Source organism: Corynebacterium nasorum (genome assembly GCF_022347325.1).
GTDB lineage: Bacteria > Actinomycetota > Actinomycetes > Mycobacteriales > Mycobacteriaceae > Corynebacterium > Corynebacterium kefirresidentii.
Map to the genome: position 1 here is coordinate 40275 of NZ_JAKRDU010000005.1, position 15760 is coordinate 56034.

A 15760-nucleotide genomic window follows, 5' to 3' on the forward strand; every position below is an offset into this window, starting at 1 on the left:
GCGCCATTTTTTCTTGCAGTCGCGGTGGGAGAGTGCCAGAATGGTCGTTAGCACTCGCACAGTATGAGTGCTAGATAAATCTACATCGTTGTGGTTGAGGTTGGTTCACACTCACCAGCCATGCCGTCGCGGGCGTCCGCAGCGAGAAAGACGTGAGTGTCGTCCTCAATAAACCAAGGAGCACAAACACAATGGCAAAGATTATCGCTTTTGATGAAGAGGCCCGCCGCGGCCTTGAGCGCGGCCTAAACACGCTTGCCGACGCCGTCAAGGTCACCCTCGGCCCTAAGGGCCGCAACGTCGTCCTGGAAAAGTCCTGGGGCGCCCCGACCATTACCAACGACGGTGTTTCCATCGCTCGCGAAATCGAGCTCGAGGATGCTTACGAGAAGATCGGCGCCGAGCTGGTCAAGGAAGTTGCCAAGAAGACTGACGACGTCGCAGGCGACGGCACCACCACCGCAACCGTGCTGGCACAGGCTCTAGTACGCGAGGGTCTGCGCAACGTAGCCGCAGGTTCCAACCCAATGGGCATCAAGCGCGGCATCGAGACCGCAACCAAGAAGGTTGTGGACTCCCTGCTGTCTTCCGCCAAGGAAGTAGAAACCCAGGAGCAGATTGCTACCACCGCTGGCATCTCCGCTGCTGACCCGGCCATCGGCGAGAAGATCGCCGAGGCTATGTACACCGTGGGCAACGGCTCCGTAAACAAGGACTCCGTTATCACCGTGGAAGAGTCCAATACCTTCGGTGTTGACCTCGAGGTAACCGAGGGCATGCGCTTTGACAAGGGCTACATCTCCGGCTACTTCGCTACTGATATGGAGCGCCAGGAGGCAGTCCTGGAGGACCCATATATCCTGCTGGTCTCTTCCAAGATCTCCAATATCAAGGACCTCGTTCCGCTGTTGGAGAAGGTCATGCAGTCCGGCAAGCCGCTGCTGATCATCGCCGAGGACGTTGAGGGCGAGGCCCTGTCCACCCTCGTGGTGAACAAGATCCGCGGCACCTTCAAGTCCGTTGCCGTTAAGGCTCCTGGCTTCGGCGATCGCCGCAAGGCCACCCTGCAGGACATGGCCATCCTCACTGGCGGCCAGGTCATCTCCGAAGAGGTCGGCCTCTCCCTCGAGACCGCCGAGCTCGAGTACCTGGGCCAGGCACGCAAGGTCGTTGTCACCAAGGATGAGACCACCATCGTTCAGGGTGCTGGCTCCCAGGAGCAGATCGACGGCCGCATCAAGCAGATTCGCGCTGAGATCGAAAGCTCCGATTCCGATTACGACCGTGAGAAGCTCCAGGAGCGCCTGGCTAAGCTCTCCGGCGGCGTTGCCGTCCTTAAGGTCGGCGCCGCTACCGAGGTCGAGCTCAAGGAGCGCAAGCACCGCATCGAGGATGCAGTCCGCAACGCAAAGGCTGCCGTGGAAGAAGGCATCGTTGCCGGCGGTGGCGTAGCCCTGCTGCAGGCTGCTTCCGTCCTGGATTCCCTGGATGACCTCAAGGGCGATGAGGCTACCGGCGTCAAGATCGTCCGCGAGGCCCTGTCCGCACCGCTGAAGCAGATCGCACACAACGCTGGTCTGGAGCCGGGCGTTGTTGCTGACAAGGTTTCCTCCCTGCCAGCAGGCGAGGGCCTGAACGCTGCTACCGGTGAGTACGTCAACCTCATGGAGGCTGGCATCAATGACCCGGTCAAGGTCACCCGCTCCGCACTGCAGAACGCTGCTTCCATTGCAGCTCTGTTCCTGACCACCGAGGCCGTCGTTGCCGACAAGCCTGAGCCGGCCGGAGCCAACAACGGCATGCCGGACGCTGACGCCATGGGCGGCATGGGCTTCTAACGCCCTATACCCCATAGGCCGCCAATAACAACGGGCCTAGCATCAGCCTGAGCGCCCCGTTTCTGTGCTTTAGAGCGTATGAAACGGGGCGCTTCGGCGTGTCTGCACCATTTTCTTTAAGTGATGCGATATGTGAACGCTGCGTCTTTACGAGATGACTTTCCGAATGTGCTCGTCATAGTCGGTTTCAATTGGGGCTGGAGATCGGAGAGCTTTTGGGAAATTCACCGCGCTATATGGCTCGCGATTCTCCGCCACAGCTTTTAACATGCGAACCATGCACCCCAGTGACCCCGTATAGGGGTAGCTGAAGGGGCGGAATTTAAAAAGGTTTTTCGCTCTCGGAGAGTGGGTTTTGCGCCTACCTATCGTTCGTTACTCCGGAAGCGTTACAGTGTTAAGCCTGAGCTAACCTAGCTATTTAAAGCGTAATGTAAAAGCCCAGTTTAGTAGCCTTTCAGTTAAGGTAAAAAATTTTAATGCCTCCAAAAGCCATAAACTTATCCCTATCAAGTTGCCTGCGTGATGGGGCATCTATGCAAATTTGACTTGATTTCGTTCAAACTAGTGTCAAAATATCTTTTGTGACGCCCGCTGAGGGTGTCTGCAAACTGCAAACCCCTCCGCGGCAGTAGCTTCGGATCTATTTTAGGAGTTCAAACATGGATCTCTCCACCATTCAGATGCACTTGGATAACTTCGTAACTACCTGGGAAGGCTGGGGCAAGATTGTTCAGGGCATCCAGGACTGGAAAGGCGTCGCTGAAGGATTTGAGGCCCTGAAGGAAGCTTTCGAGACTTTCGGTAACGGCTTGGAAGAACTGAGCTCCAAGTAAGCAAGACCTTTCCATCAACCAACCTTCAATAAGGAGACACTAAAATGCAGGAACTTTCCTCCAACTTCGGCAGCTTCGTAGAATTGAGCAGCAATTTGTTCAACTCTATCCACGAGGTTCTTTCTCCGCTGCTGTCCATTGCTGAAGGCGCTTCCAAGCTGATCGGCATGTTCGTATAAGAACATCCTCCAGTTCTGAGCTTTAAAGCTCACTGAAGCAAGAAGGTCTACCGTCTCGGTAGGCCTTCTTTTCGTTTTGGTGGCTGTTTAGGGAAGGGATAACTTCTTAGGGAAGGGATAACTTCGAAAGTTTAACGCGCTTGCTGTCTATATTCGGGTTACACTTAATGCATGGCTGATATTAAAGACGACGATCTTCCCGAGATTGACCTGGCAAAAACAGACGGCTACGTCGTCGACGGAACCGATGAGGATGACCCTTCGCTGATCATGCCGGATGGTTCCCCGGTTCAGACTTGGCGTGAAAATTACCCCTACGATGAACGCATGACTCGCGATGAGTACGAGTCCGTTAAGCGTGCGCTGCAGATTGAATTGCTGAAGTGGCAGAACTGGACCAAGGAAACTGGTCAGCGTCATATTATTATCTTTGAGGGGCGCGACGCAGCCGGTAAAGGCGGCACTATCAAGCGCTTTAACGAACACCTGAACCCGCGCGGTGCCCGCACAGTGGCATTGGAAAAGCCGTCGCCGCGTGAGTCCACCTCGTGGTACTTCCAGCGTTACATCGAGCATTTCCCGGCCGGTGGTGAAATCGTCTTCTTTGACCGCTCTTGGTATAACCGTTCCGGGGTGGAGCGGGTTATGGGCTTTTGTACCGAAAGTCAGCACGCGGAATTCCTTCGCGAGGTTCCGATGCTGGAGAATATGATTCTGGGCTCGGGTATCTCCCTGACCAAGCTGTGGTTCTCGGTTACTCGTAAGGAGCAGCGCACTCGCTTCGCTATTCGCCAGATTGACCCAGTGCGCCAGTGGAAATTGTCCCCGATGGACTTGGCCTCGCTGGATAAGTGGGACGACTACACCCGTGCTAAGGAAGAGCAGTTCCGTTATACGGATACGGAAGAGTCGCCGTGGATTACCATTAAGTCCAACGACAAGAAGCGTGCCCGCATTAACGCTATGCGCTATGTACTGTCCAAGTTCGAGTATACGAACAAGGATCACGAGCTGGTGGGCGAGGTTGATGAGAATATTGTTAAGCGTGGTCGCGACCAGATTGGTGACTAAGCTTTAGCTGGATTAGCCATCACGACGGCGGGAAACTCGGAAACTTCGAGTTTCCCGCTTTTTGTATTAAGGGGGTAACGGGGGTGGATTTGGGCAATAGTTTTGGCAAAATTTGTTCTTCCTAAAAGTCCGTTTCCGTGCGGTTATTTTACGGAACCGTAGGTTACATAATTGGAAGTTATTTGTGCTTTATATCGTCGCGTATTTAGCATCACTGTTATCTCAATCTCATCCAGGAAAGCACTATGAGCTACAACACTAAAGAGGAGACGGTGATGATGAAGAAGCATGTAACCGCTTGCTTGACGGCGGCTGCTGTCATGGCGGCACCAGTGGCGGTATCTGGAACGTTTACAGTTGGCGCAGCTGCTCAAGAGGCACCGGCCCCAACGGCAGACCAGAAGCCAGATGTATTGGGACGCCCGACCGTCTCTGACAAGCAGGTTTCTGACGAGGATGGCTACTTCGATAGCCAGCGCGGTCAGGGTGTAAAGATCTACTACCGGAAGCAGAAGGTGGCAAACCCACGCGGTGCGGTGGTTTTGGCGCACGGTGTATCTGAGCACTCGGGGCGTTACGATTACGTCGCCAAGCGCTTGCTCGATGCAGGCTACAACGTCTACCGCGTAGATCACCGCGGCCACGGCAAATCCGCCGGCGGCAGCGTACCGATGGGGCATATCGATAATTTCCAGTACATCCTCGATGATTTCGACCGTGTCGTGGACATGGCGAAGGAAGAAAATCAGGGAGTAAAGACCTTCCTGCTGGGCCACTCGATGGGCTCGCTGACCGTGGAGGCCTATGGCATTCGTGAGCCGGGCAAGGTCGATGGCATCATCACTAACGGTGGCGGCGCGCCGCTGAACCTTTCGGGCAAGAATGTTGCGGGAAAGAACATCACGCCGGATGATATTTCTGAGACCCAGAAGAAGCTGGATCCCACCATCTTTGAACGCTTGCCGCTAGCCCAACTCACCAGCTTTAATGTGAACTATGCGCAGAACCTGATTCCGCACCGCACCGAAATCGGCGCACAATCGCCGGAGTGGAGCAAGGACATTCAGCTGTCTAATCCATTTACGGATGGTATCTCCACTAACCAAGCGGTGAAGGACGAGTATGCCTCTAGCCCGCTCATTGCGCAGAAGACCAGTGCCGGCACGGCCTTGCAGCTGGCGGCAATTGCGAATTACGACGCCGTCAATGCGGACCTCTTCACCGCACCGACGCTCATCATGCACGGCACCAAAGACGGCATCGTTCCGCCGTACTTCTCCCAGGATTGGTATAACTCCATCTCCTCCAAGGACGTGGAGTACGTGACCTGGGAGGGGCAGAAGCACGAGGTCTTTAATGAGCCGGCTGCCGATCAGGCTCTCGATACCGTCGTGGACTGGCTCGACCGCCACGCCTAAATTCACGCGGACCTCAAAGTGAGGACTCTTGGCAGGCATGTAGTGCTTGCCAAGAGTTTACGTATATGTAACCGCGTCGTTGCCCAGGACGGATAGAAATTGAATTATGAAAAATAAACTCTGTGCTTTCTCATCTATCCTGGCGCTCACCGGAATGGTGGGCGCACCTGTTGCGGCGGCCCAGTCCTCGCTTCCGGGTTCCTTCTTTGGTTCTTCTTTGGGGTCATCGTTAGGCTCTTCTTGGGGGTCTTCCCAGAGCTCGTCCGAGGGGTCCTCGGCGGGAGACGATGTGCAGCCGGGGGAAGGCACAGAATCGCGGGTGCTGTGGCTGGAAAGCTTCGACGGGGTGGATACCCCGGCATGGTTTACTCACCGCGCGCCGGAGGGGTGGAAGACCGACGTGCACGGCGTGGACTCGGGCGAGGCCCGCTGGAAGGGCTGGACTTTTGGCGATATGCGCCATTGGACCTGGGCATCTGGTACCGATATGCGCCACTATTTCACCCAGGCGCATGACACCTTCGCCATCATCGACAACAAGCAGCAGCGCTTGGCCGAAGGCGATTCCATGACCGCGGGTCTAAAGAGCCCGGCCATCCCGGTGGCGGGGCAGGAGCGGGTGAATGTGGAATTCGACCACCATTACCGCCAGGGCAAGGACGGGCAAAATGCCAAGGTGACTGTCTCCTTCGATGGCGGGGAAGCCCAGGAAATCGCCGTCTTTGATAAGGATGTCTTCTCCAAGCACGAGTCCATTGGCGTGGACGTGCCAGCCGGCGCGAAGAATATGCAGGTTAGCTTCAGCTACAACAACGGCAATGATGACTGGTGGTGGGCGGTGGATAACGTGGGCGTCGTCAAGCCGCTCGGTGAGCTTCAGGGCTCGCCGCAGGCTACCGTGGACGTGCTTTCCGACGTCCAGGGCGACCCCCAAGACTACAAAGACGCGGTCCGCCAGTTGAACGGTATGGAGGACAAGGCCGGGGCGCTGGTGCTCAACGGCGACCTCGTGGACGATGGCTCGCAGCAGCAGTGGGATGATTTCTTGGCCGCGCACAGCGAGGTGCCGCACGATTCGGGCAAGGAATTGTGGACCATCGGCAACCACGAAATGTATGGCAAGGAAGGCTCTAAGACTTACCTGGATCGCTTTCTCAAATACTCCGGCCAGGATAAACCGTGGAAGGAAGAAGTGGTGGATGGGGTGCCGCTCATTTCGGTAAATACCGAGTTTTATTCCGATATTCTGCGCCACGGCAAGGAGCCGTTCCAGCGCATCAGCAAGGAGCAGCTCGATTGGCTAGATGAGCGCCTGGCTTATTGGGATGCTAAGGGCACTCCGGCGTTGGTCTTTAGCCATCCTTTATTGCCGCAGACGGTATCGATGTCTCATTCGGCGTGGTACCAGAATGACTTTGAGGACCTCGAGGCGCTATCCAACGTGGTCAATAAGTACAACAACATCGTGTGGTTTAGCAGCCACAGCCACTCTTCGCTGCGTCAGAATAACTGGTGGGGAACCCGCCGCTATGACGGCACTGGTGAGGCTGGCCGTACCGGCTTCCCCGTGGTCAACACCGGCGCCATTCTCAATGAGTACCTACCGGATGGCGATAACGACGAAAAAATTGTTAAGGAAAAGGAAGAGGCCTCCACCGGACTGCGGGTCAAGGTGTTTGCTGACCGTGTCCGGGTGGAGGCCTGGGACTTCAAGTCCGGCGAGATGATTAAATTTCAAGATTTTGCGCGGTAGGCAGCAGGTGCGGCCTACCGCGACATAGGAGAAGGTGGCTCCTGTAGCCCTACCGCCGCCATGGCTCGATGGGGTTGCCCTGCCACACGGCGTTGGTGGGCACGCGGTCACCGCGCATAACCAGCGAGCCGGGCCCCACGGTGGAGGCGGTGCCAATGAGCGAGGCCGGCAAAGCTACCGAGTGAGCGGCCAGCGTGGCACCGTCCTGGATGGTAACGGTATCCAAGCTCATCACGCGGTCCTGGAAAAGGTGGGTTTGCACCACGGTGCCAGGGCCAACGGTGGCGGCCTCACCGATGCGGATGAGGTCCGTTTCCGGGAACCAATAGGAATCGATCCACGCGCCGCGGCCGATCTTCACGCCGAGGGCGCGCAGGCCCAGGTTGATCTCGCCGGAGCCGTAGGTGTGTTGGAAGAACCACGGCGCGGCGACAACTTCCACGAAGGCGTCCTGCAGCTCGTTGAGCCAGACAAAAGCGGACCACAGTGGGTGGTCGGCCGCGCGGTGCTTGCCCACGCAGATCCACTTGACGGCGACGGTGACGGCCATGGCCACGGCACCCATACCCATGAGGATGAGGCCGGAGAGGAGCCAGGTGAGGGGGAAACCGAGGGCGTCGAGAAGCGAGTAGTACACGCCAAGCGTCGCGGCGAGCAGCATGGCAGAAAACATGGGCGCCAGAAGGCGCATGGTTTCCACCACGCCGCGGGCGGCCTTCACCGCAAAGCCCGGGTTATAGGTCAGCGCCTCACCCGAGTTGGCGGGGGAGTCTACCTCCACCGTCACGCGGCGCATGCGCTCTGGAGGAGCACCCCACCAGTTGGCGCCGGCCTTGGTTTTCTTCGGAGTAGAAGAAAGCACGGCAACGAGCGAGTTCTTCGATAGCTTGCGGCCGGGTGCGGTGATGCCGGAGTTACCCACGAAGGAGCGCTTGCCTACCTTGGTTTCGCCGGTGCGCATCCAGCCGCCGCCGAGTTCGTAGCCGCCAATCATGGTGTCATCGGCCAGGAAGGCGCCTTCTTTGACCTCGGTGAGCTTGGGGATCATCACCGCGGTGGAAATTTCCACGTTGGTGCCGATCTGCGCGCCGAGCGTGCGCAGCCACGTCGGGGTGAGCTGCGAGGCATAGAGCGGGAAGAGCTTGGTGCGTGCCTCGTCCATGAGGCGTTCGATGGCCCACAGGCGCCAGCCCTTGACCGAACGCACAGGCGTTACGCCCGGGCTAATGCCGAGGGAGAGAATGCGCACGCCCAACCAAGTCTGCAGCATATAGGTGGCAAAGGCCGCCAGCGCACCTACAGGTGCGAAGAAGATCGCGCCGATAAAGCCATCGCCGCCGGTGGACTGCACGAGGGTGAGAACAAGGGCCGCGCCAACCGCCAGCGCCACGACCGGCTGGATGGCCAGCAGGACGGAGGTGGCGTCATAGATGGCCACCCACCACGGCCGACGCTTTGGCGTATGGGACGGGAAGCGGTGCTTGGAGCGGCCCACCTTTTGGGCAGGGGAGCCGGACCAGCGCTGGCCGTCCTTGATCTTCTTGCGGCCGGTAACGGTGGAACCGGCCTCCACGTGGGCGTACTTGCCCACCACGGTGCCAGGCAGCAGCGTGGAGCGCGCGCCCACGCGGGCGCCTTCCTTCACGTCGATGGCGCCCACGTGTAAGATATCGCCGTCTAGCCAGTAGCCGGAAAGATCCACCTCGGGCTCGATGGCGGCGTGCTTGCCCAGGGTGAGCAGGCCGGTAACTGGCGGCAGGGAGTGCAGGTCCACGCCGCGCTTGACCTTGACTCCGAGCGCACGGGCGTAGTTATTCACGCGCGTGGCACCGGCCAGGGAGCTCGCGCCAGCGGCATTAGCCCAGCGCTCAGCCGCCCAGATGCGTAGGTGCGTAGAACCGCCGCGCGGGTAGTCTCCAGGCTTAATGCCGGCCGTAATGAGCCGCGCACCGTAGCCGCCGAGGGGGATGCGCCCCACCGGGGTGACAAAGACAATGAGCATGGCGATGACCAGCCACCACGGGAAAGCAGTGGCCCACTCGAAGCCCAGTGATGCCGCCACGGTGGAGCCCAACATAAGCCAAGCCAGCCAGCTGGATGCGGCCAGGGTCATGACCGGAATCTGAATCAAGGTCTGGGCGAGGCGGGTGCCAAAGCCGACCTTGGTGACCTCGCGCAGGGGGACGTCGGCAGCCGCGGGGCGCGGCTCGGCGCCGCCGATGAGCTCCGCCAGAGAACCCAAGCGCGGGTGATCGTAGAGGTCGCGCACGGCCACGGTGGGGTAGCGCTCCCTGATATGCCCCACCAGGGTCGCGGCCGCCAGGGAGGTACCGCCGAGCGAGAAGAAGTCGGCGTTCTCGTCCTCCACGGATACACCGAGGGTTTCCACCCATAGCTCCGCGAGCCATTTTTCGGTCTCGGTCAGCGTGGTCGATTCCACGCCCACTCCAGGCAGCGGCCACGGCAGGGCCTTTTTATCCACCTTGCCGGAGGTGCGCACCGGTAGCTCCTCCATCACGCAGATGCGCGGGACGAGTGCAGCCGGCATGGTATCGGCCAGGCGCGCATGCGCGGCCTCATGATCGAAGCCCTTGGACTCATCCTCGAGGGAAACATAGCCCACCAGAACGGACTCGCCGCCGGGAGTCTTTTGCACGGCCACGGCCGAGTTGTAGACGTTATCTAGCGCCGCAACATTAGCTTCGACCTCGCCGAGCTCGATGCGGCGCCCGCCAATCTTTACTTGGTCATCCACGCGGCCGACGAAGTACAGCCCGTCTTCTTCCAGGCGAACGTGGTCACCGGTGCGATAGGCGCGCTGCCAGCCCATGGACTCCAGCGGTGCGTATTTTTCCGCGTCCTTGGCCGGATCCAGATAGGACGCCAGTCCCACGCCGCCGATTACCAGCTCGCCGACGCCGCCCATTTCCACGGGCATGCCCTGCTTATCGACGACCACCAGGTCCCAACCGTTAAGCGGCAATCCAATGGACACCGGCCGGCCCGGCAGCATCTGCTGCGCACAGGCGACGACGGTGGCCTCGGTGGGGCCGTAGGTATTCCACATCTCGCGGTCCTCGGTGGCCAAACGGTCCACCAATTCTTGCGAACAGGCCTCGCCGCCGACGATGAGTAGGCGGATATTGTCGAGAGCCTCGGCCGGCCAGAGGCCCGCCAGGGTGGGCACGGTAGACACGACGGTGATGTCGCGGCGGATGAGCCATGGGCCCAAATCCATGCCGGAACGCACCAGAGACCGCGGTGCTGGGACCAGGCAGCCGCCGTGGCCCCAGGCCAGCCACATCTCCTCGCAGGAGGCATCGAAGGCGACGGACAAGCCGGCGAGCACGCGATCCTCAGGACCTAAGGGCCCGTGCGGGTGGTTGACCAAAAAGAGGCTCGCTTCCGCGTCCACGAAGGCGGCCGCGGAACGATGGCTGACGGCCACGCCCTTGGGCTTGCCGGTCGAACCTGAGGTGAAGATGATCCACGCGGTGTCCTCCGGGCGCGGAGCATTCGTCTCCTCGGCAGGGGCGTCCGGGCGCGCGGAGTCCCGCAGGAAGCGGAATCCGTCGTCCGTGAAAACGCCATCGATATCGGCTTCGCCGAAAACCATCTCGGCGCGCTCGTCAGGGTCATCGGCGTCGACAGGCACATAGGCTGCGCCTGCCGCCAAGGTCGCCAAAATGGCGAGGTAGAGCTCGCGTTTGCCGGAGGTCATCCTAATGCCGATGCGATCGCCGCGGCGCACGCCATTGGCGTGCAGCTCGGCAGCCCATGCCTCGACCTCGTGGATGAGCTCGGAATAGGTGATGATTTCGCCGTCATCAAGCGCGGCGGCATCGGGGTTCATTTCCGCGGTGGTGGTAATGATGTCCCACAGCGTGCGCGGCCGCGGTGCCGCGCTTCTTAGAAGGTACTGCTGTGGGACGAGCGATTCGGGACCCGCCATTTATGCCTCTTCTTCGTCCGCGGCAATGATGGACTTAGCCAACTTTCGCAGATGCTTGAGCTGCTTATTGGTGGACTCATCCAATGCCTCGTCCTCGGCGGTAGCGACCAGCACCGCCAGGTCCTTGTGGGCCTTTGTGCCCTTTTTGGTGGAAGCGACGATCTGGCGGCGGCGATCCTTTGGGTCGCGTTCGCGCTTTGCCCAGCCGCGGTCCTCGAGGGCGTCGATAAGACGCACCATGTCAGAGGCGTCAATGGCCAGGGTTTCGGACAGATAAGACTGCGACGCGGCATCCGCGTCGACCAGACAGGTAAGGACCCAGTACTCGCGCAGCGTTGTCTGCTTGGTCTGCAAAGCAGCCTCTACGCCATCGCGGGTGCGGCGGCGGAGGCGCTCCAATTGGAACGACGGGGACTCGAGCAGGGTCGTTGGGATTACAGAATTATTCGTGGAAGCCATACCATCATCATAATCCCAAAAGATTGGTTAAGGCCAATTAATCCGTTTCGATGGGGAGCCCAGAAGCCTTCCACTTATCCGTGCCGCCATCCACATTGATGGTGTCCCAGCCCAGCGCATGTTCTAGATACTGGCAGACCTGCATGCTGCGACCGCCTGCGTGGCAGATTACGTAGATATCCTTATCTGGGTCGATTTCCTGGATGCGACCCGTAATCTCGCTCATCGGGATATGGGTTGCGCCTTTCGCACGTTCCACTGCCCACTCGTCATTTTCGCGGACGTCAATAAGCTGTGCGCCTTCTGGTACTTCATGTGGTTGAACGTTTTTCATGCCATTTACCTTAGTTACTCGTGTGCTTGTGGATCAGCCGCGCGGTGTCGTTGCGCTAGTGCTGGAACCGCCAGTAGTGGTGCCACTGCCAGGGTGGGTTTATGAACTCGCCCTTCCCCCCGCACAATGGCGAGTACCTGGTTGACGGCCACATCGAGGTGGTGCTCAATCGTGGCGGCGGTGAAGTGGAGGGGCTTGTAACCTCTTTGGACGGCGTCGTTAAGCTTCTGGCGGTCAATCTCGAACCGTTGCCGGTTCTCGCCGTGGTGGTAGGCGTAGCCGTCAACCTCTATGGCCAGCTTGTGCTCCTCTAAGAGTAAGTCCCAGCGGTAAGGGCCGATGTAGCTGTTATTGCGGACGGTGACATGCCGCCGGAGCGCGCGGGTGAGGCTGCGCTCCGGAACGCTATCGGCGCCAAGGATGGTGTTTTCCACTACGCACCGGGTGTGTCGCGGGAAGCGCTGGAAGTCGAGCATGTGGCCCTCCATTTGTGCAGCCCCGTACTGGCCGGAAAAGTAGGCCTCCAGGAAGGCGACAGCGTCTTCTTCGGCCATGATTTCTGTGGCTTGTAGTGGATTGCACACATTAATTCCATTTAGCTGGCCGAGCGCTTTCGGCCGGGCGCGGCGGCTGCGAAAGTACGGGCTGGAAGCCATGGTTCCCGCGCGCAGGAAATAGAGCGGCAAGCGTAGGGCTTTGCCTAGGTGATGGTGGGCGCACGAGTAGCCGTCGAGTGCCGAGTCCGGCCAGTGCTGAGAGACGATTTCCGCGAGTTCGCGCGGCGAAGGCTCCCTTTCGGTGTAGAGGCCGTGGCAGATTTTCAAGGCTTGGTTATTGGTAGCACGGCGCGCGGCCGTGCGCGTGGTGAAGATTTTCATGCGCCCACCCCTAGGCGTTTAATTCGATCATTTAGGTCCCCCGAGGCCGGTGGTTTCGGCCTGCTATGTGATCGAATTGTACTGCCGGGGCGGGTCGGTGTCGCGGGGAGAGCGTACGGAGGAGGGGAAGCAGGAAAAAGGGCGTTTCGATCAAATACGGTCTGGGAAACCGCCGCTTTCGCGGTGCTATTTGATCGAAACGCCCGGGAGGCGCCCTGGGGCCGGCCCTGGCCCCGCGCCAGGGCTCAAAAGCTTACTTGAAGCGAGCCTTAGCCTCGTCGAGGATCTTTTCTGCCTCAACCTTGTCGCCCCAGCCGGAGCCAGTGACTTCCTTGTTCGGCTCCAGGTCCTTGTAGTGGACGAAGAAGTGCTCGATTTCGTCCTTGATGTGCTGCTCCACATCGTTGATGTCTTGGTAGCGCTCCCAGCGTGGGTCATCGATGACGGCGAGCAGCTTGTCGTCGCCGCCGGCCTCGTCGGTCATCTTGAACACGCCGACGATGCGGGCCTCAACGACAACGCCCGGGAAGACCGGCTCCGGCAGGATGACTAGGGCGTCGAGAGGATCGCCGTCTTCGCCCAGGGTGTGGTCGATGAAGCCGTAGTCAGCCGGGTAAGCCATCGGGGTGAACAGATAACGGTCAAGGTAGACCTTGCCGGACTCGTGGTCAACCTCGTACTTGTTGCGGGAGCCCTTCGGGATTTCAATGGTTACTTCAACGCTCACAGCGATGTCCTCCATGGGGGATTGGGTATCAATTACTGCCCATAGTCTAGCGCGTTGCGGATTCGCGCTAGGGTTAAAGGCAATGAAAACAAAGCATGTTTGGTGGTCAGCGACCGCGCTCGTGGTAGCGGCAGCGGTCGGAGGTACGGCTGCGCTGGGCGTTACCCTCCAGCGCGAATACGGCGATCTCTCACACGGAGAAGCACAGGCGGTGCAGGCTCCTGAGGAGCCTTTGCGCAACGCCGAGCCGGGGGAAGCGGATCTGGATGCGCTAAGCGCGAAGCTGGACGAGCTCTCTAAGAATAAGGACCTTGCCACGTTCGGCGGCGAGGTAATTGATACCGAGACCGGGGACGTGGTGTGGCAGCGGGACGCGGATAAGCGGCTGACCCCGGCCTCGTCCACGAAGGTGCTCACTACCGCGGCGGCGACGTTGGCGCTGGATGAGAACGAGAAAATCACCACTAAGGTCTACCGCGGTGCGAATGAGAAGAACGTGGTCATCAAGGCTGCGGGTGATGTATGGATGACCCACGAGCAGCTCGATGACTTAGCTGAGCAGATTTCTCAGAACATCGATCAGGTCGATGGCGTGTTCATTGATACCTCTGCGTGGAAAGGCGAGCCGCAGGCTCCGGGCTGGGACCCGGAAAACGTGGACGGCGGTTTCGTCGCGCCGATGGAACCGGCCATGCTCTACGGCGGACGTTTGGGGGCGACGACGGGGGATGTGCCGCGCAGCCATACGCCGGCTTTGGACGTCGCTAAGCAGCTGGGCGAACGCCTCGGCGCAAGCGAGGCAGGCATGGGCTCCGTGGCCGAGAATGCGCAGGAAGTAGCGAGTGTGGACTCGGCGCCGCTGTCGGACCGCGCCCGGGAGATGGTGCGTCATTCCGATAATGTCATGGCCGAGGCCATTGCCCGCGAGTTGGCTGTGTCCCGCGGTAAAGAGGCCAGCTTTGAAGGCGATACGCAGGCCACGCTTGAGGTCCTGCGGGAGCAGGGATTCGACGTTGAGGGCGTGGATATTAAGGACAATTCCGGGTTATCGGAAGACAATCGGCTCACGGCCGGGCTTTTGACGCAACTTATTAATGGTGCGGTCAAGGATCCGCACCTACGCCCATTGGTGTCCTACCTGCCGGTGGCAGGTGGCGATGGCACCTTGTATGAACGCTACGGCGATTCCGCGGCCAAGGGCTATGTGCGCGCCAAGACCGGCACGCTGACGGGTGTTTCGGCCCTGGCCGGTACCGCGCAGGGCAATTCGGGGCGTGTGTATGCTTTTGCCTTCCTCGTCAATGGCGGCGATATCCAGGCCGCTCGCCAGGCCCAAGACGCGTTGGCTTCTGCGCTGCATGAGTTCTAAAAAGCCCTTTTGGCCGCGGGTCTCACCGCACTTTTTAGCTTGTCGACGCGGCGTGCGCGCCGCCTCCCTCAACCGCACCGTGGCGGTGGGACTTTCCGGAGGCGCGGATTCTTTGGCGCTGCTGGCGGCGCTGGTGGCTGAGGGGCACGACGTGCTCGCATTATGCGTGGACCACCGCTTGCAAGAGGGGTCGCGGGCGCAAGCCGAGCGCGCTGCTGAGCAAGCCCGAGAACTGGGCGCGCGGGCGCGGGTGCTCAGCGTTGAGGCCGGCGGGGCGGGTCCAGAGTCGATGGAGGCGGCCGCGCGGGTGGCGCGGTACCGGGCCCTAGCCGCCGCCAGTGCGGCCGAAGAGCTAGAAGTAGCCGTGGCGCACACGGCCGATGACCAGGCGGAAACGCTGCTGCTGGGGGCGCTGCGCGGGCGAGTGACCGGCATGAGCGAGCGCAGCGAGGTGGAAGGCGCCCGCGTGGTGCGCCCACTATTAGGCGTGCGCCGCGCCGATACCGAGGGCACCTGCGCGGAATTGGGGCTTTCGGTGTGGCAGGATCCGCAGAATGCGGACACGAATTTCCGCCGCGTGGCGCTGCGCCGCGAGGTAATCCCGCAGCTGAGCCGCATCATTGGCGGGGATGCGGTGCCAGCGCTGGCGCAAGCGGCCACCGACGCCGCGCTTGACGACGCCGCCCTCTACACCCCACCCACCACGGACTGCGCGGAGCTGGCGGCAATGGCAGAACCGCGGCGTCGGCGAGCGATCGCGGCGTGGCTAGTCAGCGAAGGGGTAGAGGTGACGCGGAGGGGAGTGGGGGACGTCGCTAAGCTGTGTACCCACTGGCATGGGCAAGGGCCGGTGGCTGTGCGATCGGCGCGGCAGGTGGGGCAGAGGTTGGAAGTAGCCCGTATAGGTGGCAAACTGGCACTGTTGTCTGGTCATTAAAGGAGCCCA

Annotated in this window: 13 protein-coding genes; 8 read left to right on the plus strand and 5 right to left on the minus strand. The window is 60.2% G+C overall.

Going from position 1 to position 15760, the window contains the following annotated elements; translation table 11 throughout:
* Window positions 1–191 precede the first annotated feature (191 nt).
* The 6 genes from groL to MHK05_RS05850 all read left to right on the plus strand — a co-directional run bounded on the left by groL (window position 192) and on the right by MHK05_RS05850 (window position 7095).
* Window positions 192–1838, plus strand: a complete 1647-nt coding sequence (gene groL, locus MHK05_RS05830; RefSeq protein ID WP_023019954.1) for a chaperonin GroEL — start codon at window positions 192–194, stop codon at window positions 1836–1838.
* Between the two features lie 662 nt (window positions 1839–2500).
* Complete coding sequence (locus MHK05_RS05835) at window positions 2501–2674, plus strand: hypothetical protein (protein ID WP_023019953.1); 174 nt, start codon at window positions 2501–2503, stop codon at window positions 2672–2674.
* A 44-nt stretch (window positions 2675–2718) separates the two neighbouring features.
* A complete protein-coding gene (locus MHK05_RS11845) occupies window positions 2719–2853 on the plus strand; it encodes a hypothetical protein (protein ID WP_023019952.1) in 135 nt (44 codons plus the stop codon).
* Window positions 2854–3024: 171 nt separating this feature from the next.
* Window positions 3025–3924 carry a polyphosphate kinase 2 gene (ppk2, locus tag MHK05_RS05840; RefSeq protein WP_023019951.1) on the plus strand — a complete coding sequence of 300 codons (900 nt, stop codon included), beginning with the start codon at window positions 3025–3027 and terminating at the stop codon, window positions 3922–3924.
* A gap of 245 nt (window positions 3925–4169) precedes the next feature.
* Complete coding sequence (locus MHK05_RS05845; RefSeq protein WP_239205437.1) at window positions 4170–5342, plus strand: alpha/beta hydrolase; 1173 nt, start codon at window positions 4170–4172, stop codon at window positions 5340–5342.
* 106 nt (window positions 5343–5448) lie between these two features.
* Window positions 5449–7095, plus strand: a complete 1647-nt coding sequence (locus MHK05_RS05850; protein ID WP_239205439.1) for a metallophosphoesterase family protein — start codon at window positions 5449–5451, stop codon at window positions 7093–7095.
* A gap of 49 nt (window positions 7096–7144) precedes the next feature.
* On the opposite strand, the gene MHK05_RS05855 is transcribed toward MHK05_RS05850, so the two are convergent.
* The 5 genes from MHK05_RS05855 to MHK05_RS05875 all read right to left on the minus strand — a co-directional run bounded on the left by MHK05_RS05855 (window position 7145) and on the right by MHK05_RS05875 (window position 13445).
* On the minus strand, window positions 7145–11047 hold the full coding sequence (locus tag MHK05_RS05855) for a Pls/PosA family non-ribosomal peptide synthetase (RefSeq protein ID WP_239205441.1): 3903 nt from the start codon (window positions 11045–11047) through the stop codon (window positions 7145–7147).
* The gene (locus MHK05_RS05860; RefSeq protein ID WP_023019947.1) at window positions 11048–11506 is read right to left on the minus strand and encodes a MarR family winged helix-turn-helix transcriptional regulator; all 459 of its coding nucleotides are present in this window, start codon (window positions 11504–11506) and stop codon (window positions 11048–11050) included. It lies immediately after the preceding gene.
* Between the two features lie 37 nt (window positions 11507–11543).
* The gene (locus MHK05_RS05865) at window positions 11544–11840 is read right to left on the minus strand and encodes a rhodanese-like domain-containing protein (protein WP_086588224.1); all 297 of its coding nucleotides are present in this window, start codon (window positions 11838–11840) and stop codon (window positions 11544–11546) included.
* 14 nt (window positions 11841–11854) lie between these two features.
* A complete protein-coding gene (locus tag MHK05_RS05870) occupies window positions 11855–12718 on the minus strand; it encodes an endonuclease domain-containing protein (RefSeq protein ID WP_239205443.1) in 864 nt (287 codons plus the stop codon).
* 253 nt (window positions 12719–12971) lie between these two features.
* Window positions 12972–13445 carry an inorganic diphosphatase gene (locus tag MHK05_RS05875; RefSeq protein WP_239205445.1) on the minus strand — a complete coding sequence of 158 codons (474 nt, stop codon included), beginning with the start codon at window positions 13443–13445 and terminating at the stop codon, window positions 12972–12974.
* An 82-nt stretch (window positions 13446–13527) separates the two neighbouring features.
* Between MHK05_RS05875 and dacB the strand changes: the two genes are divergently transcribed.
* Window positions 13528–14814, plus strand: a complete 1287-nt coding sequence (dacB, locus tag MHK05_RS05880; RefSeq protein ID WP_239205447.1) for a D-alanyl-D-alanine carboxypeptidase/D-alanyl-D-alanine endopeptidase — start codon at window positions 13528–13530, stop codon at window positions 14812–14814.
* The gene (gene tilS, locus MHK05_RS05885; protein ID WP_239205449.1) at window positions 14804–15751 is read left to right on the plus strand and encodes a tRNA lysidine(34) synthetase TilS; all 948 of its coding nucleotides are present in this window, start codon (window positions 14804–14806) and stop codon (window positions 15749–15751) included. The genes dacB and tilS overlap by 11 nt, the downstream gene beginning before the upstream one ends.
* The last annotated feature ends 9 nt before the right edge of the window (window positions 15752–15760 follow it).